Below are 21,067 nucleotides of genomic sequence, written 5' to 3'. Positions count from 1 at the left end.
TGAGCTTAAAGAGCTGTTCAGACCCCCTGATTCACGGTGTCACGAGTGCAGTGACTCCAGTTCGGACAGGATTTCGGAGGCCGTGATGGCGTCTGCCTCCAAGGTGGCCGATCCGTTGCGCTGGGACGACCAGTAACCGTGCCCGTCGGCGGAGAACCACAGTTCGGTGAACTTGATCTCGGGGAAGACGTCGATCGCGCCCACGGCGATGCCGGGGTCGAGCGACGCGACCAGGGCGCCGCCGGACGGCAGTGGCCGGGTGATCCAGCACTCCACGCCGCCGTCCTGGGGCTCGCCGCGGATCCAGCCCTTCTTGGTGAGACTGAGGATCTTGCCGATCGGGAGGTCGACGTCGCAGTACTTCTTCAGCTGGGGCAGGAGGTTCTCGCCGGCCGGCACCAGGTGCAGGGGGCGGCCCAGCTGGGGGAACGGCTGGAGGATCTCGTAGTCGGCGAAGACCTCGCCCCACGCCTCCAGTTCGGCCTGGAGGTCCACCGGGTGCGCCACGCGGACGGTGGCGTCCTCCGGGAGCGTGAACTCGTCGTCACCGGAGTCGGCGAGGGTGCGGTCCTCTGCCAGCCGGAAGGAGAGGCCGTCGGTGGTGATCCACACGAGCCGGCGGACGATGTGCCAGAGCAGCGGGTGGCCGGCGAGGACGGTGTGGAACTCCTCGGCGGTCCAGGTGCGCTGGTCGACCATCGCCCGTTCCAGCCGGTGGATCTGGTCGGACGCCACCGTGCGGACGTCCTTCTTCAGGGCCGCGAACCGCTTGTGCTCCAGCGGGGCCTGGTCCTGGTCGTCCTTCGCACCGGGCTTCGGGAGGTCCTTGCGGCGCTTGCCGTCCGAGTCGAGGACGTAGGGCTTGAGCTGTTCGTCGAAGCCGACCGTGAACCGGCGGGGGCCGTAGTCGATCACCAGGCTCGCGGCGTCGTCGAGACCCAGGCGCGGCACGAGACGGTCCGCCAACTGGTCGCGGGACAGGCCCAGTTCGTCGGCGATCTGTGCGACCTTCTCCTGGGCCTTGGTCTTGAGGCCCTTGAACTTCACCTTCTCCGCGATGCTGTTCAGGTGCGACAGGGCGACCTCGGTGCCGATGTCGGCGAGCACGTCGAGCCCCGTCACCGCCCTGGTGTGCTGGCTCTCGCCCGGCCACACCCGGATCAGCGGTGACAGCGCGCGGACCGTCGAGTCGTCGCCGAACCAGCCGAGCGCGGTCAGCGCCCAGCCCTCCTTCGGCGGCGCGCCGACCTCCTGCCAGCGCTGGAAGACCGCCCACGCGAACTCCGCCAGCGAGTCCGAGTCGAGCGCCTCGCGGGCGATCGGCAGCCCGGCGTAGATGTCGCCCGGCTTGGACAGCGCGGCCGTCATCAGCAGATGCCGTGCGGCTTCGGGGGACAGGGCCTGCTTGCGGTCGCGCAGCAGGACCTGGGGCAGCAGGCGGGTGTCCGCCCACTCACCGATCACCGGCAGCTTGGCGGGCAGCACGTCGACCGGGTCGACGGACAGGAAGGCGCGCAGCCCGTCCGCCGCTTCCGGGGTGGGTGCCAGCGCCGCCACGTCGACCCCGAGACCGTGCAGGTGGCGGATCGCGGTCTCGGCGTTGCGCCGCTCGGCACCGGGCTTGCCCAGGGCAGCGGGAATCAGGAAGCGCGCGGCCGTCTCGCGGTGCCGGGCGAGCCAGCTCAGCGCGGTCTTGCGGACCTGCTTGAGCCGCACCAGCCAGTCCGCCATCAGCGCGGCGACCTCGGGCGAGACGAACGGCAGCACGATCACCGCGGCGGACGAGTTCCCCTCCACGATCCGGAGCAGGGGAGACAACGCGTCGAAGCCGAACTTCGCGGCCAGCCGCTTGCCCGCCGACTCCGCGCTCCAGCCCAGCCTGGGCTGCCAGTCGGCGAGCAGGTGCCGCACCTCGTCTTCTGGCGCCCCGATGAGCAGGTCCGCCATGCGGTAACCGATGCGGCCGGCCTTGTACTCCGCCAGCCAGTGCTCCCAGGTCTTGTAGGCGTGGGTGTCCCAGTGACCGTCCTTCAGCCACTCCTCCCTCTCACCCGGCTGCCACGTGAGCGACGAGGCGGGCACCGGGAGATCCGGCACGACCACCGGCTTCACCGCGGGCTTGCGGTGCAGCCACGGCGGCGACGCCAGCAGCGGCGGCAATGCCTCGGCCGGTGCTTCCGGCACCCCCTCGGTGTCGACCTCGACGAAACCGGCGGGCGCGTCCAGGTGCGGATACGTCCGCAGGTGCACGCTGAGCAGTCGGCGGAACTCCTCGTTGCGGGCGGAGCGTTCGCCGAGCAGCCTGGCCGCTCGCGCCGGGTACGCCGTCATCATGGACAGCACGGTCGGGCGCACGTACTTCGTGTCGATCCGGTCGAGCAGCAGCGCGAACGCCTCGTCGGTGGGCAACGCGGCGAGCGTCTTCAACACCTGCTTGCGGGTGTCCGCGCGCTGGTACTGGTGGTCGAGCGCGTCGGCGAGCAACGGCGCGATCGCCGGACCCAGCACGTACAGCGTCGTGTGGAGGACGGTCGAGTTGCCGGCCACCGAGGAGGGCGTGTTCGCGAACTCCTCGTAGGTGGTGGCACTGCAATGAAGGATCCACCAGCGGGTGCCGGTGTGCGGCGTCTGGCACGCTTCCTGGAACCAGTCCGGCCTTCCTGGCATCAGGAACGCCCGCACCAGCTTGGTGTTGGGCTCGTCGATCTGGTCGAGCCCGCTCAGCGCGGCTTCCGCCGCGTCGCGCTCGGCGTCACCCGCGATCGCGAGCGCGTAGCGGATCGCCAGCAGCATCTTGCAGTCGACGCTGCCGATGGTGATGTGGGAGTAACCACCGCGGGACGCCAGCCGTTCGTGGCCGTACGTGCGCTGCTGCGAAAGCCACTCGCGTGCGCACATGACCCTCATGTACTCGACGGTGGCCTCCGTCGCGAACACCAGGCCGTGGTCGGCGATCCAGGCGTGCACGGACTGTTCGCCGCTGGCGACGATGGCCGCGATCGCCGCCGCCCCGGCGGGATTCGGCCGGCCGGCGAGGTGCTCACGTGCCGCCTCGACGAGATCTGGGTCGGAGGCCGGTTCGGAGAGGATCCGCTCGATCGTGTCCGTCTGCTCGCCGACGCACCGCCGGGCCTGCTCCGCCAGTTCGGTGTCGACGGAGAACTCCGGGGCGGGGTGGAAGCCCCGCTGCCGCACCACGTCGCGCAACCACGCCTTGGGCATCACCCAGGTGTCCTCGTCGAGGACGGCGGGCTTCTCGGCGGGCGTGGTGGCCGCGGGAGCGTCAGCGGGCTGTGCGGCGTCGGAGGTGGAGACCGGCTCGTCGCCCGACCGAGGCGCGGCCACCTCGGCGGAACCGACCGCGCGGTAGCCCTTCTTCTCCTTCTCCGCCACCAGCTTCGCGACGTGCGCCTGCGCCGCCTCCGCGGACGCCAGCTCCTTGGTCTGGGTCTGGCCGTGCGTGTCCAGTCGTCCGAACCGGACGGTGACAGCGGCACCGTCCTGACCGATCTCCCAGAACTTCGCCGCGCCGCCCGAGACGAGCTCCCACCTGCGCACTGACTGCTCCCCGCTTCCGATCCGAAGTGTGTTGGTGACCGTGCCGAGCCGGTCTGACGTTGATCGACGACCAACCGTTCCCGCGTTCACGCGTGCAGTGATTCCAGTTCCGAGAGGAGCTCGGAGGCGGTGACCGCGTCCACGTCGAACGTGGACGGACCACCGTCGCGGGGTGCGACCCAGTCGCCCTCTCCGCTGGCGGAGAACCAGAGTTCAGCGACCCTCATCTCGGGGAACAGGTCGATCGCGCCCACCGAGATGCCGGGATCCAGATTCGCCACCAGCGCGCCGCCGGACGGCAGCGGGCGGAGCAGCCACGGCTCGTGGCCGTTGTCCTGGGGCTCGGCGCGCATCCAGCCCCGCTTGGTGAGGCCGAGGAACTTGCCCACCGGCACGTCCTTGTCCAGGTACTTGTGCAGCTGGGGGACCACGTCGCCCGGCGTGAAGGCGTGGACGGGACGGCCGAGCTGCGGGAACGGCTGCAGGATCTCGTAGTCCGCGAACACCTCGCCCCAGGACGGCAGCGTGTCGGCCAGGTCGACCGGGTGGGCCACCCGGACGACGGCCTCCGCGGGCAGCGTCACCTCGTCGTCGGAGGCGTCCGCCAGGGTGCGGTCCTCGGCGAGGCGGAAGGTCAGGCCGCTGTCGGTGATCCACACCAGCCGCCGGACCAGGTGCCACAGCAGGGGATGGCCGGCGAGGACGGTGCGGAGCTCCTCGGCGGTCCAGGTGCGCTGGTCGACCATCGAGCGTTCCAGGCGGTGGATCTGGTCGGACGCGATGGTGCGCACGTCCTTCTTCAACGTCGCGAAACGCTTGTGCTCCGCCGGTGCGAGCTCCTGGTCGTCGCGCGCTCCGGGCTTGGGAAGGTCCTTGCGGCGCTTGCCCTCCGCGTCCAGGACGTAGGGCTTGAGCTGCTCGTCGAAGCCCACGGTGAACTGACGCGGTCCGTAGTCGATCACCAGCGTCGCCGCGTCGTCCAGGCCCAGCCGGGGCACGAGACGGTCGGACAGCTGGTCGCGGCTCAGGCCCAGCGCGGCGGCGATGTCCGCCACCTTCTCCTGGGCCTTCGCCTTGAGGCCCTTGAACTTCACCCTCTCCGCGATGCTGTTCAGGTGGGTCAGCGCCACCTCGCTGCCGATCTGGGCGAGCACGTCGAGGCCCGTCACAGCGCGGGCGTGCTGGCTCTCGCCCGGCCAGGAGCGGATCAGCGGCGCCAGGCGGCGCACCGTCTCGTCGTCGCCGAACCAGCCGAGGGCGGTGAGCACCCAGCCGTCCTTGGCCGGGGCGCTCACGTCCTGCCAGCGACCGAACACGGCCCAGGCGAACTCCGCCAGCGACGCGCGGTCGCACGCCTCGACGGCCAGCGGCAGTCCGGGGTAGACGGCGTCCTGTTTGGACAGCGCGGCCGTCATCAGGAGGCTCTTCGCGGCCTCGGCGGACAACGCGCCGCCGCTGTCGGCCAGCAGGACCTGGGGCAGCAGCCGGTGATCGGCCCAGTCGCCGATCACCGGCAGCTTCGCCGGAAGGACGTCGAGGGGGTCGATCTCGATCAGCGTGCGGATCGCGGCGCCCGCCTCGGCGCTGTGCGCGGTGGCGAGAGCGATGACGTCCACCCCGGTTTCGAGGTGGAGGTGACGCAGGGCGATCTCGGCGTTGCGGCGCGCCGGTCCCGCCGGGCCGAGCCCGGCCGGCAGCAGCAGACGGGCGGCGGCCTCGCGGTGGCGGGACAGCCAGGAGACCGCGAACGCGCGGGCGGTCTTGAGGCGCGCCAGCCAGTCCGCCATCAGCCCGGCGACCTCGGCGGTGGCGTAGGGGAGCAGCACGACACCGGACACGTGCGGGTTGCTCGCCGCGAGGCGGAGCATCGCGGGCAGGGCGTCCATGCCGAACCGGGCCGTGATGCGCTTGCCCCATCCCTCGCTGCCCCACGTGTCGCCTGGCGTCCACTCGGCGAGCAGCGGGCGGGCGAGCTCCTCCGGACCGCTCTCGAACAGCCGGTGGTCGTGGTAGCGGCTGCTGTGGCCCGCGCGGATCGCCGTGGCCATCGCCTCCCAGTGCTCGACGCGCCCCGTCCACCAGCCGGTGAGCGTCTCCCACTCCTCGCGCTCACCCGGCAGCCACGTGATGTGGGCGGCCGGCACCGGGAGGTCCTTCAGCACCACGGGTTTCGGTTGCGGGCGCCGATGCGTCCACGGCGGTTCGGCCAGCACTCGCGGCAGCGCCTCCGCCGGTGCGTCGGGCGCGGGCTCCGCCAGGAGATCGGCGACACCGGACGGCAGTTCCAGATCGGGATGTGTCAGCAGGTGGGCGCGCAGCAGGTTGCGGACGTCCACGTCGGTGATCGCGCGACGTGCCATCAGCCGCACCGCCCGCGCCGGGAACGCTGCCATCGCGGACAGCAGCGCGGGCCGCACGTACCGCTCGTGCAAGCGGTTGAGCAGCATCAGGAACGCCTCGTCGGTCGGCAGCACCGACAGCACCTTGAGCGCGAGCTTGCGGCACTCCGCACCCCACTCGACCTTCGCCCGCAGCTCGGCGTCGAGCACCGGCGCGATGCCCGGGCCCAGCACGTGCAGCGCGGTGAACACGCTCAGCGGCGACCAGATCAGGTGGCCGTGCTTCAGGGCGCCGAACTGCTCGGCGGTGGTCGCCGAGCAGTGGATCATCCAGGTCGGCGCCCCGGACTCGTTCGCCTCCTCGAACCAGTCCTGCCGCGTCGGGGCAAGGAAGGCACGCGCGGCCACGCCGAACCACGTGGTGCCGACCTTGTCCAGCTCCGCGACCGTCGCGGCGTAGGTCTCGTCGTCCGCCACCGCCAGCGCGGTGCGCACGTCGATCAGCGCGAGGGCGTCAGCGTCTCGGTCCGCGCTGTGGTGCGGGAGGTAGACCTTCAACGTGCCGTAGCCGTCGATCACGGTCGCCATGTGCACGGCCGCCACGGCAGCGAACGGCAGCCCGTAGTCCTCGATCCACCAGTGCACCGGCGAGGTGCCGTACTCGTACCCGATCAGCGTCAGGAGCACCGCGGCGCCCAGCGGATCGGGCCGGCCCTCGTGGTGGTTCCGCAACGCCCGCACCAGATCCCGCTCGTGCTGCGGTGCCGTCAACGCCCCGTCGATCTTCCCGGAGTGCGCGGCCACGTGGTCGCGGAAGCGCTGCGCCATCGCGGAGTCGAGGGTGAACTCCGGCAACGGTCCGACGTCGCGTCTGCGCATCGCCTGAGCCAGCCACTCCGCGGGCATCACCCACGTCTCCTCGTCGCGAGGAGGAGCCTCCACGACGGGGGCGGGCACTACTTCGGCGACGGCCTGGTAGCCCTTCTTCTCCTTCTCCGCCACCAGCTTCGCGACGTGCGCCGTCGCAGCCGCCTCCGAGGTCAGCTCCTTGGCCTGGGACTGCCCGGCGGTGCCCAGCCGTCCGAACCGGACGGTCACCACGGCACCGGCCCGGCCGACCTCCCAGAACTTCGCCGAGCCGCCGGAGACGAGCTCCCACCTGCGCACCACAAGACCCCCTGAATCCGACCTGGAGCTGATGTCCACGGACCGTACTCAGGGGGTCTGACAGTTTTTGTTGATCAGATGAAATCGCTGGTCAGAGCTTCCACCACAGCGCGGTGTCCGGCGGCAGGAGCAGTAGCCCGTCGCGCACTCCGTAGTACGACGAAGCGAGCAGCACCGAGCCGGGATCGGGCAGTTCCACCACCGCCCCGGACAGGTTCACCGCGCAGGCGACCCCGTCCCGCTCGAACCGCAGCACGCCTTCCGGAGCGTCGACCCACGTGAGGCCGGCACCCAGCGCCGGGTTCTCGCGACGCACGCGCAAAGCGGTGCGGTAGAAGGACAACATCGAGTCCTGGTCGCCCGCCTGCGCCTCCACGGACAGCTTCGCCCAGTCCGCCGGCTGCGGCAGCCACGAGCCGCCGGTGCCGAACCCGAGCGACGGTCCGGAAGACGCCCACGGCAACGGCACGCGACACCCGTCACGACCGCGTTCGGTGTGACCGGACCGCTCCCACATCGGGTCCTGCAGCACCTCGTCCGGCAGGTCCAGCACCTCGGGCAGCCCCAGTTCCTCGCCCTGGTACAGGTACACCGATCCCGGCAACGCCAGCATCAACGCCAACGCTGCGCGCGCACGCCGCACACCGGTCTCACCGCCGCCGTACCGTGTCACGTGCCGTTGCACGTCATGGTTCGACAGCACCCAGGTAGTAGGCGCCCCAACAGGTTCGACGGCGGCCAGCGACGAGTCGATGACCGACCGCAACGCCTCGCACGTCCATTCCGCCGTCAGGTAGTGGAAGTTGAACGCCTGGTGCATCTCGTCGGCACGCAGGTACATCGCCGTCCGCTCGGCAGAAGGCGTCCACGCCTCCGCCACGAGCACACGCTCGCCCTCGTACGAGTCAACGACCTCACGCCACTCGCGGTGGATCTCGTGCACGCCGTCCTGGTCGAAGAACGGCAACGGTTCCGTGCCCAGCAGCTTGAGCTGGTCCGCGTGACCGATGTCGGGCAGCCCCGGCGCCTTGATCATCCCGTGCGCCACGTCCACCCGGAACCCGTCGACGCCCAGGTCCAGCCAGAACCGCAGCACGTCGCGGAACTCCGCGCGCACCTCGGGCAGCTCCCAGTTCAGGTCAGGCTGCTCCGGCGCGAACAGGTGCAGGTACCAGGACCCGTCGGCCACCCGCGTCCACGCCGGCCCGCCGAACACGGACTCCCAGTCGTTCGGCGGCTGGTCCCCGACGCCCTCGCGGAACAGGTAGCGCTCACGGCCACGTCCGGCCAGCGCCTCCTGGAACCACGCGTGCTGGTCGGAGCTGTGGTTCGGCACGATGTCGACGATCACCCGGATACCGAGCGTGTGCGCGTCGTCAACCAACGCGCGCACGTCGTCGAGTCCGCCGAACTGCGGGTCGACCGCGCGGTAGTCCGCCACGTCGTAGCCGCCGTCGGCCATCGGCGACGCGTAGAACGGTGTGATCCAGACCGCGTCGACGCCCAGGTCGCGCAGGTAGGGCAGGCGTGAGCGGATGCCGGGCAGGTCGCCGACGCCGTCGCCGTCCGAGTCGGCGAAGCTGCGCACGTAGACCTGGTAGATGACGGCGTGGCGCCACCAGTCCTGGGACATGTCCATGCCTTCCGATGGGGTGTGTCAGCGGTCCAGGAAAGACGTTGCAAAAGTTTTCCGCAAGTCGGCTTGAGGATTACTAAAGATGTTGGCCATGATCTGCAAACTTTTGCAGTCTGGGATATTGCGTTGCAAGCCCGCCACGCCATCCGTCAGAGTGGATCCCAACAGACCGGAGAAAGGAGCCAGCCGTGATGCAGCAACACATGAACCATCAGCACGACTGGTGCTCCTCGGCATGAGCTGACCCTCATGTCTCCGGGGAGCCGTCCCGTCGCCGTCGCGACGAGGCGGCTTTTTGATGCCCGTTGGTCCAATTGGCACGGACGCCGCGCTCTGGACGCGGAGATCGAGGTTCGAGTCCTCGACGGGCAGCTGTGACCGAAGCCGAAGCAGTCGAGGCGCCAGGTTGTGGTCCTGGTCGAAGCCGGTGCGAGTCCGGTCGGTCACCCCACGCGCGGGATCCGGCGATCACTCAGGCCTCATAAGCCTGGGGTGCCTGGTTCGACACCAGGACGCGCGACCAGCAGGGCGAGGAAGGCGTCGTGCAGGACACCGTTGGTGGCCAGCACGACGTCCTCCTCGACCACCGTCACGCTGCCGCCCGCCTCCTCGACCAGCACCGGCAGGCAGGCCAGGTCGAACTCGTCCAGTCCGGCGCCCGCCGCGATCACCGCGTCCACCTGGCCGGTGATCAGGTCCAGCACAGATGTGGAACCGTCCACGACGACACACTGCTCCAGCATCGGTTTCCTCTTACCGTGCAAGCACACGCGCGCACCGTCGACAGTGTCGCGTGAGGACACACGAGCGATTTCCTCTTGTTTGCCGCGGAAGACTCGGCAGCCGATGCCCCGCCCGGCTGCCATCGTGATGTCCAGCGACGGCATCGCGGACACCGCGAGGGCACCTTCCAGTGCCAGGTCCACCGAGTACGTCGGCCGTCCGGCCACGAAGTCGGCGGTGCCGCTGATCGGATCGACCAGCCACCGCCGCCCTGAACTTCCCGAGCGCTCAGGACGTTCCTCGCCCACGACACCGTCTTCGGGCACCGCCTCCGCGAGCAACAGGCGCACCAGATCCTCGACTTCAAGATCAGTCGAGGTGACCTCGCTGCCGTCTTCCTTGAACCGCACGTCGAGGTCGCCCGCGGTGAACGCCCGTTCCGCCACCTCCGCTGCCTGGTAAGCGATTCGCAACGCCAGTCGCATGTCGTTCCACATGGTCGCGAAGCCTGACGCGGGCGCCGCGCGGGCGTAACTGATGTAGCGTTGTGCTACATGATCGAGTTCGTGCTCGGCGAGTCCGACCTGGTGGACGTGCGGTTCGCCGTCTCGCCGCTCAGCGAACTCACGCTCAGCCTGCGCGTGCTGAAAGACCCGGCCAAGTACCCGTTGCACGTGCCGTGGATGCGCCGGATCCGTGACGTCGACACGGAGGTGCTGCTCGCCCTGTCCACCGACCGCGGCTGGACGCCGGACTTCCTGAGCCCCCGCCCGCTGACGCCGTTCACCCGGATCGAGGACGAGTTCGCGGCGCTGCGCGAGATCCCCACCCGTACCCTGCGCCGCGACCTCCGCGCCGTGCTGGGTGACGTGCCGGCCGTCCTGCGCGACCGCGGCCGGATGCACGACGCGCTGGAGAACTACTGGCACGCGGCCCTGGCCCGCCAGTGGGACCGGATGCGCGCGGTGCTCGAAGCCGACATCGCCCATCGGGGTCGGGAGATGGCCCAGCACGGCCTGGCGACGATGCTCGCGGGAATCTCCGACCGGATCACCTTCTCCAGTCCCGTGGTGCAGGTGCGGATCGTGGGTGCCGAACCGCGGCGGGTGCAGGCAAGGGGACAGGGGCTCACCCTGATTCCCAGTGTGTTCGCGCGGCGCACGGCCGTGCCCGTCGACCCCGGTGCGCCGCCGCTGCTGATCTACGCCGCCCGCGGCGCCGGCACGGTGTGGGAGACGGGGCTGGTCCGCGGGCCTCACGCGCTGGCCGGCGTCCTCGGTCAGTTGCGGGCGGATCTGCTGGCCGAACTTGCGCAGCCGTGTTCGTCCACGGACATCGCACGACGCACGGGCGTCACGGCCTCGGCGGTCAACCAGCACCTGCGAGCGTTGCGCGACGCCGGTCTCCTGGCCTCGCAACGCCACGGCCGCAGCGTCGTCTACGCCCGCACGGAACTCGGCGACGCTCTTGTTTCCCACTCAGTGGAACAGGGAAGCGACGACGTGAGTCCGTCGTTGCCCAGGACATGAGCTTCGCTGAGGACTGGCAGACCTGGAAGACGGAGCGCGAGACCACCCTGGCCGACCCGTACGGGTGGCTGGCGCTGGTCTCGCTCGATTGGCTGGAGACGGTCCCACGCGCCTATGACGGCCTACCGGGCGAATGGTGGCAGGACGACGACGCGGCCTACTGGCGCAACGACGGGGAGACCAAGCGGTTCGAACTCGTCCAGAGCGGCGGCGGTGAGCGTGTCGTGGCGGGCGACGTCGAGATCGAGATCGCCCGGCGCGGTGGCTACCTGATCCGCGTGCACGACCCGAAAGCCCCGGTGCTGCACGACTTCAAGGGCGTGCCGTCGTACGAACCGCACGAGAAGTGGGTGCTGGAGGGCGAGTACGAGCCGTTCGACGCGCCCGTCCCCACGACCGTCGGCGCTGTCGTCGAGGGCCTCAGCCACGTCTACGAGGCACCGGGCCGCGTGAGGTTCAGCTTCAACGGCACCGAGCACACCCTGACGGCGTTCAACGGCCGCAACGGCGGACTGAGCATCCTGTTCACCGACGAGACCAGTGGCGTCACAACCTATGCGGCGAACCGGCAGATCGCCGCCACACCGCACGATGGCAAGGTCGTGCTCGACTTCAACCGCGCGACGAACCTGCCGTGCGCGTTCACCGACTTCGCCACCTGTCCGCTGCCGCCCGCGGGCAACCACCTGTCGTTCGGCGTCGAGGCGGGGGAGAAGACGCCGTACGAGCGGGGTTAGAAGAACTCGTCGAGCAACCGGTACCAGGCGAGCATCTCAGGGCGGGGGGTGAGGCCGTAGGCGCGGTCGAACGCGGCTACGGCCTCTTCGCCCAGTGCCCGGTGCGCCAGCGCGAGGTCGCGATGCCGGTCGGACACGCCCAGCCGCGCCACGTCGATCAGCACGGTCGAGCCGTCTGGACGCAGCAACACGTTCGGCGGGCAGAAGTCCCCGTGTGCCACGACGAGGTCCTCGGCCGACGGAGCCGTGGCGACCAGCCGGTGCAGCAACTCCTCCGGTGTGGCGCCGAGGTTGTCGTCGTCGAAGTCGCCCACGTCCACCAGACCCGCCTCGACGTTGTGCCGAGCCTTTTCCAGCATCACGGGAATCGTGGCGTCATAAGGACATGAGGCCACCGGCAACGAGTGCAACGACCGCAGCACGGTGCCCATGACCGTTCCGGCGAGCACGGGATCGGCCGAGGTCAGCGAGGGCGCGCCGACATCGGCCAGCACCAGCCAGTCCTCGGCGAACGCCCTGATCTCCGGCACCTCGAAGTGCCGGCCCAGCCACAGCAACCGGTCGCGCTCGTCCACGCCCGCGCGCTTCACGTAGCTGGACCCGACCCGCCAGACGTCACCGGAGCGACCTTCGTGATCAGCGGACCACACGGCGTCCGGGCCGACCGCGTGCAGGACGTCCTCGGGGATCTTCACTCGCAGGCCGTGCCGTCCTTGTCGTTGTCCAGGCCGTAGACGTCCGTGCCGATGACCTGGATCGGGCCTCGCACGTACGCGGGGCCGTTTCCGGTACCGCCTGCGCAGTCCACATCGGACGCGATCGGCACGCAGCCACTGTAGTTCTTGTCGCACGCGGGCTGCGGCGCGGGCTGTGGCTGGGGATTCGGCTGCGGGTTGGGCTGAGGCTGGGGTTGCGGCTTCGGCTGCGCGACGGCCGCAGGAGCAGTGGTCGTCGTAGTGGTCGTGGTGGTTGTCGTGGTCGTCGTGGTGGTGCTGGTCGGCGGTGCAACGGTCGTGGTCGACGTCGTGGTGGGCGCTGCAGTCGTCGTGAGGCTGGACGCGTTGCTCTTGTTGGACGGATCGCCACCGATGGCGGCTCCCACGATGCCGATCACGAAGAAGAACGCGAGCAGGCTCGCCGCGCTGATGGCCACCGGAGCCACCCACGACTTGCGCGCCGTCACGACCGGAACGACCGCGCCACGGGGAATCTCGCGGGGCATCCGCAGGAAGATCTGCAACAGCCCGTTGTCGCCGAGCTGGACGTACGCGGCGCATCCCGTCGCCCCGCCGCCGGACTCCACGTGCATCAGCACGGGCGCATACCGTTGCGACATCAGGAAAGTCAGCTCGCCCACGCGGTATCCGTCGAGGCGCACCTCGATCCCGCGCTGACCCCGGTGCTTGCCGGCGGCGATCATGCACCACGTCAGGTTCACGGCGACGTGCCGCGTCACACCGCCCGGAACGGCGTAGCGGGAGAGCACGTCCTGGTGGTGCTGCTCGCCGGTGACGGTCACCGTCACCTCGCCGGGGACCATCACCAGACCGGCGGCCGAGTTCTCGATCACTGTCGCAACTCCCTCGGGTGGGGTTCGTACGGCCAGACCATCGAAGGCCCACTCCAGGTGTTACTGACGGTGCCGCGAAGTTGTGCTGAACGGGTGAAAATCGGCCAGATTCGTCACGGACGGTCGATGATCACCGATGTAAATCCTTTCCACAGAGCCCGGCTGAGACACGGAACTCCCGAGAGAGCGTTTCCACGCTACGTTGAGCCAAAGGGCGCAACACCTTCACCCATGGGAGGGCGAATGGCGCTGGACACGCCGTGGCGGGCGTAGCGCGAACTGCGCGACGGATTCCCGCGAGCACACGGCAGGGCGGACTTCGTACGGTGTGCTCATGCTGCAGCCGGACCGCGAGACCAGGGCCGAGTGGACGAAGACCGTGACAGCCTTCGTCGAGGATTTCATCGAGGGACTGGAGGCCGCGCCCGCATCGTCGCCGGGCACGGCACTCCTTCCTCCTCCGCCGGCGGAGACCCCCGGCGAACTCACCGACCTGCTCGCCCGGTTCGGCGACGCGGCCGGCCAGGCGGTGGAGACCGCGGGCCCGCGCTACCTCGCCTACTTCCCGGCGGGCGGCCTCTACAGCTCGGTGCTCGCCGAGTTCCTGGCCCAGGCCACCAACCGCTACACCGGCGTCGCCTCCACCGCCCCCGCGCTGGTCGCGCTGGAGCACAGCGTGATCCGCTGGCTGTGCACCGAGTTCGGCCTCCCGGAAGGCTCCGGCGGCATCTTCACCACCGGTGCGTCACTGGCCACTCTCTCGGCCGTGCACACGGCCCGACAAGACCGCCTCGGCGCCCACGATCCCAACGGCACCATCTACGTAACGCCGCACACGCATCACTGCGTCGCGAAGGCCGCGCACATCACCGGCTTCTCGCCCGAACGGATCCGCGTCGTCCCCACCGACGCCGCGCTCCGAATGGACGCGGCACAGGCACAAGCCATGATCGCCGAAGACCGCGCGAACGGCCTGCGCCCGTTCCTGATCATCGGCACGGCGGGCGCGACCAGCACCGGCGTCGTCGACCCGCTCGACGACATCGCCGCACTGGCCGAGCGGGAATCCCTGTGGTTCCACGTGGACGGTGCGTACGGCGGCGCGTTCCAGCTGACCGAACGCGGCCGCGCGATCCTCACCGGCATCGACCGCGCGGACTCGATCGCGTGGGACCCGCACAAGAGCCTCTTCCTCCCGTACGGCACGGGCGTCCTGCTCGTCCGCGACGAGGCCAGGCTCCGCGCCGCGCACGTGGCGGACGGCGACTACCTGCAGGACCTCGACCACGGCACCGGCCTGCCCGACTACGCCGACCTCGGCCCCGAGCTCACCCGCGAGTTCCGCGGCCTGCGCGTCTGGCTGCCGCTGCACCTGCACGGCGTCGCCGCGTTCCGCGAGGCGATCGACGAGAAGCACGACCTCGCCGACCACCTCCGCGCCGAGCTGAAGAAGATCGATGGCATCGAGGTGCTCCCGTCCGGCCTCAGCATCGTCGTGTTCCGCAGCGCCGACAGCGAGCAACTCTTCAAGCGCCTCAACGAGTCCCGCAGGTTCTTCCTGTCCAGCACGAGGCTCGGCGGGAAGTTCACGCTGCGGATCTGCGTGCTCAGCCACCGCACCCACCGCGAGCACGTGGACGAGGTGATCGACCTGATCAGGCGCTGGACCGCTTGATCAGGGTGGTCGGCAGCAGCAGCGACGGCGGCAGCCCGTCCTCGCCCGCGAGTTCCGCGAGCAGCCGCCACGTCATGGTGCGGCCCAGCTCCTCGACGTCCTGCCGGATCGTCGTCAGCGGCGGCGTCGCGGTCGCGGCGAACACCGAGTCGTCGAACCCGACCACCGCGACGTCCTCGGGAACGCGTTTGCCCTGCGCGTGCAGCACCTGCAACGCGCCGAGGGCCATGATGTCCGCGGCGACGAACACCGCGTCGAGGTCGGGAGCCTTGCGCAGCAACACTTCCATGGCCCGTGCGCCGCTCTCCGGCGTGAAGTCGCCGTGCGCGACCAGGTCGCTGGAGAGCTTGGCCTCGCTCAGCCCGCGCTTGAACCCGCTGAGCCGGTCGGCGCCCACGGCCATGTCCTTCGGGCCTGCGACGGTGCCGATCCGCTTGCGTCCCAGCGACGCCAGGTGGCGCGCGGCTTCCAGGGCACCGGTGAAGTTGTCGGCGTCCACGAACGGGACCGGTGTGCCGAGTGGACGGCCGCCGGAGACGACCGGCAGGCCGATCTCGGCCAGCATCGGCACCAGCGGGTCCTCGCCGTGCAGGCTGACCAGCAACGCGCCGTCGACGTGGCCGCTGCTCAGGTACGTCACGAGGTCGCTGGTGTCGGACGGCTGGCTCATCATCAGCAGCAACTGCATGTGGCGGCCGGCGAGTTCGGCGTGCACGCCCCGCAGCACACCCGCGAAGAACGGGTCGGACAGGACGCGGCCGGTCGGCTCCGAGACCACCAGGGCGATGGCGTTGGCCCGGTTGCCGGCGAGCGACCGCGCGGCCTGGTTGGGGGAGTAGCTCAACTCCGCGATGGCGGCGTGCACGGCCTCCCGGGCCTTGGCGCTGACGTACTGCTCGTCGTTGATCACGCGCGAGACGGTCGACTTGGACACTCCCGCGACCCGCGCGACCTCTTCGATCCGGGGGCCGGGACGTCGCTTCGCCGTCTCGGTCATGCGGTCATCCTAGGCTGCTTGGCCGGACCATGATCTGCTCAGGGCCATCTTCGTTCCCCCTCTTCACAGCGGCGTCGGCCCAGTTTTCAAGATCGCCCGCACAAATTCCGCACAGCACCCCCGAGTTCTGGCACCATGCCCCTCGAGGAGGGTCAGTGCGGTATCGGCTTCTTGGGCCGCTGCAGATCTGGCGTGGGGGCGTGGAACTGCGGCTGGGCGGGCCCCGGCAACGGGCACTGCTGGCAGCGTTGGCACTGCACGCCAACGAGACGGTCAGTTTTGAACATTTGAGCGAAGCGGTGTGGGAATCTCCACCCGCGGCTCCTGAATCGAACATCCGAACCTATGTCGCCGCCTTGCGCAAGCTCGTGCTGGACGACCTCATCACCGTCCCCGGCGGATACCGGCTCAAGGTGCCGGACGGAGAGGTCGACGTCGCCGTCTTCGAGCGGTCGTGCGCGGCCGGCGACGAGGCGTTGAAGCAGGGTGACCACCGGGCGGCGGTCACCGAGTACGAGCAGGCGCTCGCGTTGTGGCGTGGCCCGGCGCTGGACGGCCTCACCGTGGGGCCACGGCTCGAAGCCGAGCTCGCGCTGCTGCAGGAACGGCGGCTCACGGTCGCCGAGCAGCACGCGCGGCTGTCGATCGAACTGGGGCAGGGCGAGCGGCTGATCCCCGAACTGCGGCGGCTGACCAAGCAGTTCCCGCTCAGGGAACAGCTCTGGTTGCAGCTCATGCACGCGCTGCAGCGCGCCAACCGGCCTGCCGAGGCGTTGCAGGCGTTCGAGGACGTCCGGGTGCTGCTCGCCGCCGAACTGGGCGTCGATCCCGGCAACGAACTGCGGGAACTGCACGCACGGCTGCTGCGCGGGGACGAGCCACGGCCCGCCCTGAACACGCTGCCCCGCGACGTCGCCGACTTCACCGGCCGGGCGTCCGAGATGGAGCGACTGACCAGGGCCGTCACCGGAAAGTCGGCCGTCGTGATCTCCGCGATCGACGGCATGCCGGGTGTCGGCAAGACGACGCTCGCCGTGCACCTGGCGCACCGTCTTGAGTATCCGGGCGGTCAGCTGTTCATCGACCTGCACGCGCACACCGCGGGTCGTGCGCCCGTGGAACCGACAGACGCGCTCGACGTGCTGTTGCGCGCGCTCGGCCTGGACGAGATCCCGGTCGGCCTGGACGAACGGGCCGCGATGTGGCGCGGCGAGCTGTCGAAGCGCAGGTTGCTCGTCGTGCTCGACAACGCGGTGAGCGCCGAGCAGGTGCGTCCGCTGCTGCCGGGCGTGCCGGGCTCGCTGGTGCTGGTCACGTCCCGGGCGCGGCTGGTCGAGCTGGAAGGCACGTCGACGCTCACGCTGGACGTGCTGTCCGAGGCGGAGGCGCTGCAGCTGTTCGCCACGATCGTCGGCGACGAACGCGGCACGGACCCGGCGGCCCGCGAGGTCGTCGAGCTGTGCGGCAGGCTGCCGCTGGCCGTGCGCCTGGCCGCCGGACGGCTCCGCAGCCGTCCGACCTGGAACACCGCCCACCTCGCGACGCGGCTGCGCGAAGGACGATTATCCGAGCTGGACGCGGTCTTCGCGTTGTCGTTCGGCCAGCTCCCCACCGGTCACCAGCGGCTCTTCGGCCTGCTGGGCCTGCACCACGGCACGGACTTCGACGTCGACCAGGCCGCGGCGCTGGGTGAGCTCGATCTGCTGGAGTGCGACGGGATGCTCGAAGATCTCGTCGACGTCCATCTCCTGGAGGCGACCACGCCCGGCCGGTACCGGATGCACGACCTGCTGCGGCAGTACGCGCAGTCCAAGGTGCACGCCACCCGTGAGCCGCTGACCAGGCTGCTGGACCACTTCCTGGACACGGCGAACCAGGCGACGAGGCTGATGTCGCCCGCCGCGCGCAAGTACGAGGTCGACATCACCTACCGGCCGGAGTCGCGGCTCGTGCTGCGCGACTACGACCACGCCGTCGAGTGGCTGGAGACCGAACGCCAGACGCTCGTGGCGGCCGTGGCGTTGTCGCTCGACGGTGACTGGCGCACGCACACGTGGCAGCTCGCGCGCGCGTTGACGTTCTTCTGCATGGTGCGCGGCCACACGCGTGACTGGGCCACGATCAACGAACTGGCGTTGGAGGCCGCGAAGGACGAGCCGGTCGCCCTCGCGATCACGACCAAGAACTACGCGATGGTGTTCTGGCAGACCGCGCAGTACGCGAGGGCCATCCACCACAACGAGCGCGCGATCGAGATGCTCCGCGAGCTGGGCGACCTGCAGGGCGTGGCGGGCACGCTGAACAACCAGTCGCTGGTCTACCGGTCCCTCGGCCGGCACGCCGACGCTGCCGACCTGCTGGAACAGGCCATCACGGTGGCCCGTCAGCTCGGCGACCGGCACCTCGAGTCGCAGGCGATGAGCAACGTCAGCAACATCTACAGCGCGCTCGGCCGGTACGACGAGGCGCTGCAGGCGTGCACGTCCGCGCTCGCGTTGATGCGCGAGATGGGCAGCCGCCGCGACGAGGCCGACACCCAGAGCGCGCTGGGCATGATCCTGCACGCCATGGGCCGGCACTCCGAAGCGCTGGAGGCGCTGGAGTCGGCGTTGGCGGCCGTGCGCGCGATCGGTGACGTCACAACGGAAACCGTGGTGCTCAACTACCTCGGCGAAGTGCTGACGGCGGCCGGACGTCCCGCTGAGGCCCTGGCGCCGTTGCACGAGGCGCTGGAACTGGCGGAACGGATCGACGACCGGCGTGAGGCCGCGAACGCGCACAAGCACCTCGCTCGCGCGGTCGCGGATCCCGCCGAGGCGGCCCGGCACCAGAAGGAGGCGGACGAGCGCTTCGCCGCGCTAGGCGCCGACTGAGCGGGGGCCCGGCCTCCCACCGGGCAGCACCGCGCCGCGCGGCAGTCCGTCCCGCAGCAACGGCAACAGCCTGGGGTGCTTGCTCATGAGCACCGCGGCTGTGCCGTTGCGCTGCTGGATCCTGCGGCAGAAGTGGGGAGACAGCGCGACCCCGAGGTAGGCCTCCGCGCGTGGCCCGTAGACGACGGCGGTGCCGAGCCCGCACCACGCGGCCGCGACCGCCTGGCCGTCCGCCCAGAGGTACCCCTCGACGTACACCCCGCCGTGGTGACGGCCCGCTTCGCTGAAGGCGTCGCTGAACGTCACCTGGGGCTGCAGGCGCGTCTGGTCGTCGGCGGACCACCAGCCGCCGACGTCGAGCACCAGCCCCTCGACGCTCGCGTGCGCCCACTGCGAGTCGTCGACGAGCGTGCGGAACGGCGCTTCCAGCTCCTGCAGCGCCGCCGTGAGCTCCTCCACCCGTTCATGGTGCGGTGCTCACGCCGATCGCGCTGTCCGAAGTGGACTCAGCTCTAGGACTGGGCGATCGTGATGGTGATGCTCACCTCGACCTGCCCCGCCACGCCGGTGATGACCCCGTCCCCGGCCTTCGGACCCGCCTGCAGCCGTGCCCGGAACGTCAGCGTCTGGCCTGGGGCCAGCGGCTCCCCGCCCTCGCACGTCACGGTGCCCTTGCCGGCCGGGCACCCGACGAATCCCACCGACATCTTGCCCGCTCCGACCGTCTTGACCTTGTCGGGCATGGTCAACGTCAACGTTGGCAACGTCGTGGGGGACGCGCCGTTGTTGGTGATGCTGATGTTCATCTCGTTCGGCGGGCCCTCGGTGGTCATGGCGATGGTGCCGGGCGCGGACGCCGACAGGTTGGCCGACGCGGGCGAGATCGTCTTCTCGTCCTCCGGCACCTCGGGTTCCTCGGCCTCGGTCGTCACGGTGCCCGGCGCCGAACCGGCGGCGGTGCCCTTCGTCGGCGTGCTGCCGGCGCTCTGCGTGGTGCCGGGCTGTGAGGTCTGCCCGGATTCCGCCGAGGCGCTCGTGCTGGTCGCCGGAGCGGCGCCGATCGTGGTGGAGGGGCTGTCGGAGGTGACGACACCGCTGGCGGTGACCACGACGACGGCCGCGGCCGAGGCGGCGACGCCCAGCCACGTGGAGGCGCTCAGGGTCACCACGGCGCCCTTGGTCGCCGCAGCCGCGGCGGCGAGGTACCCGGTGGTGCCCGCGCCGAGCACGATGGGGGCGACCAGCCCGCGCAACGCGCCGTTGACGTCGGACAGTTCACGGGCGAGCTTGCGGCATTCCGCGCAGCTGTCCATGTGCTCGTCGAGGTGGACGGCGTCGCGGCCCTTGAGCCCACCGCGTGTCCAGGCGCCGAGCTTCGTCACCGTGGCGCGGCACTTCTCCGCGGGCTCCTGGTTGACGTGCGCCTGCAGGAACGCCTTGCGCAGACCCTCGCGCGCACGGAACGCCATCGCGGACACGCCGTTCGCGGTCAAGCCGAGCAACGGCGCGATCTCGCCGGGCGACTGACCCTCGATCGCGGTGTGCCACAGGACCGTCTGCCACCGCTCGGGCAGCGTCGCGAACGCCGTCGCCGCCATGGCCTGGTCGAGATCCTCGACCGCCTTGTCGCGGAACGGCACGCTGGTCGCCTTGGTGGCGCCGGGAACCTCTTCGATGTCACCGGCCAGTTCGACCCGCTTTTCCTTGCGGGTGCGGTCATACGCCGCGTGCCGCACGGCCGTCAGCAGGTACGGCCGGAACGAGGCTCCGGGACCGCCACCGCCGCGCAGTGCGGCCAGAACCTTCGCGAACGCTTCCGCCACAAGGTCATCGGCGTCCGAGGACGACGAGGACAGCTGCATCGCGAGCATGTTCGCCGAGCGCACGTGACGTTCGTAGAGCTTGCCGTACTCCTCGACCTTGCCATCTCTGACGGCATCGATGAGATCGGCATCCGACGGCGGTCGTCCACGCTGCCCGATCAAAGAAAGCCGCCCTTAACGTGATGCCCTGTGCTGATACGCGGACCCTATCGAGATGTCCCAACGCGAACAATCCACGCATACGAAACTGATGCAATAAAAGAGGTTCCGGAACTGGACGGTCCAGGCCAACAGAGGCCGGAAGGCCCTAGCGGTGGCAACTTCGCTGTGACGACTCACCGTTTTGTTCGCGAAACTAATCGGTAGCGGATGTCCATTTCCCTGACCATTCGCAAAAGGAGCAGCTTTCGTTAGGGCAAATGCACGCACATCCATGCGGA

General features: G+C 69.9%; 13 protein-coding genes and 3 tRNA genes. 7 read left to right on the top strand and 9 right to left on the bottom strand.

What is annotated here, in order from left to right; genetic code table 11:
* Positions 1-39: 39 nt before the first annotated feature.
* From SK854_RS01035 to SK854_RS01025, 3 genes are all read right to left on the bottom strand, one after another.
* Entirely contained in the window at positions 40-3,558 is a 3,519-nt protein-coding gene (locus tag SK854_RS01035; protein ID WP_319973030.1) for a WGR and DUF4132 domain-containing protein, read from the bottom strand.
* A gap of 86 nt (positions 3,559-3,644) precedes the next feature.
* Entirely contained in the window at positions 3,645-7,064 is a 3,420-nt protein-coding gene (locus SK854_RS01030) for a DUF4132 domain-containing protein (protein ID WP_319973029.1), read from the bottom strand.
* 91 nt (positions 7,065-7,155) lie between these two features.
* Entirely contained in the window at positions 7,156-8,697 is a 1,542-nt protein-coding gene (locus tag SK854_RS01025) for a glycoside hydrolase family 13 protein (RefSeq protein ID WP_319973694.1), read from the bottom strand.
* 302 nt (positions 8,698-8,999) lie between these two features.
* Here SK854_RS01025 and SK854_RS01020 point away from each other — a divergent pair.
* The 3 genes from SK854_RS01020 to SK854_RS01010 all read left to right on the top strand — a co-directional run bounded on the left by SK854_RS01020 (position 9,000) and on the right by SK854_RS01010 (position 9,223).
* Positions 9,000-9,072, top strand: a tRNA-Gln gene (locus tag SK854_RS01020).
* Between the two features lie 2 nt (positions 9,073-9,074).
* Positions 9,075-9,151 (top strand) — tRNA-His (locus SK854_RS01015).
* Positions 9,152-9,223 (top strand) — tRNA-Ile (locus SK854_RS01010).
* Here SK854_RS01010 and SK854_RS48180 read toward each other — a convergent pair.
* Positions 9,180-9,908: an inositol monophosphatase family protein gene (locus SK854_RS48180; protein WP_406601724.1), complete on the bottom strand. Its 729-nt coding sequence runs from the start codon at positions 9,906-9,908 to the stop codon at positions 9,180-9,182. The genes SK854_RS01010 and SK854_RS48180 overlap by 44 nt on opposite strands.
* Before the next feature lie 69 nt (positions 9,909-9,977).
* On the opposite strand from SK854_RS48180, the gene SK854_RS01000 reads away from it, so the two are divergent.
* On the top strand, positions 9,978-10,952 hold the full coding sequence (locus tag SK854_RS01000) for an ArsR/SmtB family transcription factor (protein ID WP_319973027.1): 975 nt from the start codon (positions 9,978-9,980) through the stop codon (positions 10,950-10,952).
* On the top strand, positions 10,949-11,689 hold the full coding sequence (locus tag SK854_RS00995; protein WP_319973026.1) for a DUF1684 domain-containing protein: 741 nt from the start codon (positions 10,949-10,951) through the stop codon (positions 11,687-11,689). Before SK854_RS01000 ends, SK854_RS00995 begins: the two co-directional genes overlap by 4 nt.
* Here the strand turns inward: SK854_RS00995 and SK854_RS00990 are convergent.
* Together SK854_RS00990 and SK854_RS00985 are read right to left on the bottom strand one after the other, a co-directional pair.
* Positions 11,686-12,384, bottom strand: coding sequence for an aminoglycoside 3'-phosphotransferase (locus SK854_RS00990; protein ID WP_319973025.1), 699 nt, complete (start codon positions 12,382-12,384; stop codon positions 11,686-11,688). The genes SK854_RS00995 and SK854_RS00990 overlap by 4 nt on opposite strands.
* Positions 12,381-13,259 carry a hypothetical protein gene (locus SK854_RS00985; protein ID WP_319973024.1) on the bottom strand — a complete coding sequence of 293 codons (879 nt, stop codon included), beginning with the start codon at positions 13,257-13,259 and terminating at the stop codon, positions 12,381-12,383. Before SK854_RS00985 ends, SK854_RS00990 begins: the two co-directional genes overlap by 4 nt.
* A 334-nt stretch (positions 13,260-13,593) precedes the next feature.
* Here SK854_RS00985 and SK854_RS00980 point away from each other — a divergent pair, with 334 nt between their 5' ends.
* On the top strand, positions 13,594-14,934 hold the full coding sequence (locus SK854_RS00980; protein WP_319973023.1) for a pyridoxal phosphate-dependent decarboxylase family protein: 1,341 nt from the start codon (positions 13,594-13,596) through the stop codon (positions 14,932-14,934).
* On the opposite strand, the gene SK854_RS00975 is transcribed toward SK854_RS00980, so the two are convergent.
* Positions 14,915-15,931 carry a LacI family DNA-binding transcriptional regulator gene (locus tag SK854_RS00975; RefSeq protein WP_319973022.1) on the bottom strand — a complete coding sequence of 339 codons (1,017 nt, stop codon included), beginning with the start codon at positions 15,929-15,931 and terminating at the stop codon, positions 14,915-14,917. The genes SK854_RS00980 and SK854_RS00975 overlap by 20 nt on opposite strands.
* Positions 15,932-16,086: 155 nt before the next feature.
* On the opposite strand from SK854_RS00975, the gene SK854_RS00970 reads away from it, so the two are divergent.
* Positions 16,087-18,804: an AfsR/SARP family transcriptional regulator gene (locus SK854_RS00970; protein ID WP_319973021.1), complete on the top strand. Its 2,718-nt coding sequence runs from the start codon at positions 16,087-16,089 to the stop codon at positions 18,802-18,804.
* On the opposite strand, the gene SK854_RS00965 is transcribed toward SK854_RS00970, so the two are convergent.
* Complete coding sequence (locus tag SK854_RS00965) at positions 18,790-19,263, bottom strand: hypothetical protein (RefSeq protein WP_319973020.1); 474 nt, start codon at positions 19,261-19,263, stop codon at positions 18,790-18,792. The genes SK854_RS00970 and SK854_RS00965 overlap by 15 nt on opposite strands.
* A 53-nt stretch (positions 19,264-19,316) precedes the next feature.
* A complete protein-coding gene (locus SK854_RS00960) occupies positions 19,317-20,789 on the bottom strand; it encodes a sigma-70 family RNA polymerase sigma factor (RefSeq protein ID WP_319973019.1) in 1,473 nt (490 codons plus the stop codon).
* Positions 20,790-21,067 lie beyond the last annotated feature (278 nt).

This window comes from Lentzea sokolovensis (genome assembly GCF_033949975.1).
In the GTDB taxonomy this organism is placed as follows: Bacteria; Actinomycetota; Actinomycetes; order Mycobacteriales; family Pseudonocardiaceae; genus Lentzea; species Lentzea sokolovensis.
The sequence above is the reverse complement of the archived record's forward strand: the minus strand, read 5'-3'. Positions and strand labels throughout refer to the sequence as shown.

What these genes read in the sequence shown, in the direction of transcription:
- SK854_RS00975 (WP_319973022.1), bottom strand. Translation starts at nt 15,931, where the DNA reads ATGACCGAGACGGCGAAGCGACGTCCCGGCCCCCGGATCGAAGAGGTC.
- SK854_RS00980 (WP_319973023.1), top strand. Translation starts at nt 13,594, where the DNA reads ATGCTGCAGCCGGACCGCGAGACCAGGGCCGAGTGGACGAAGACCGTG.
- SK854_RS48180 (WP_406601724.1), bottom strand. Translation starts at nt 9,908, where the DNA reads ATGCGACTGGCGTTGCGAATCGCTTACCAGGCAGCGGAGGTGGCGGAA.
- SK854_RS01000 (WP_319973027.1), top strand. Translation starts at nt 9,978, where the DNA reads ATGATCGAGTTCGTGCTCGGCGAGTCCGACCTGGTGGACGTGCGGTTC.
- SK854_RS00995 (WP_319973026.1), top strand. Translation starts at nt 10,949, where the DNA reads ATGAGCTTCGCTGAGGACTGGCAGACCTGGAAGACGGAGCGCGAGACC.
- SK854_RS01025 (WP_319973694.1), bottom strand. Translation starts at nt 8,697, where the DNA reads ATGTCCCAGGACTGGTGGCGCCACGCCGTCATCTACCAGGTCTACGTG.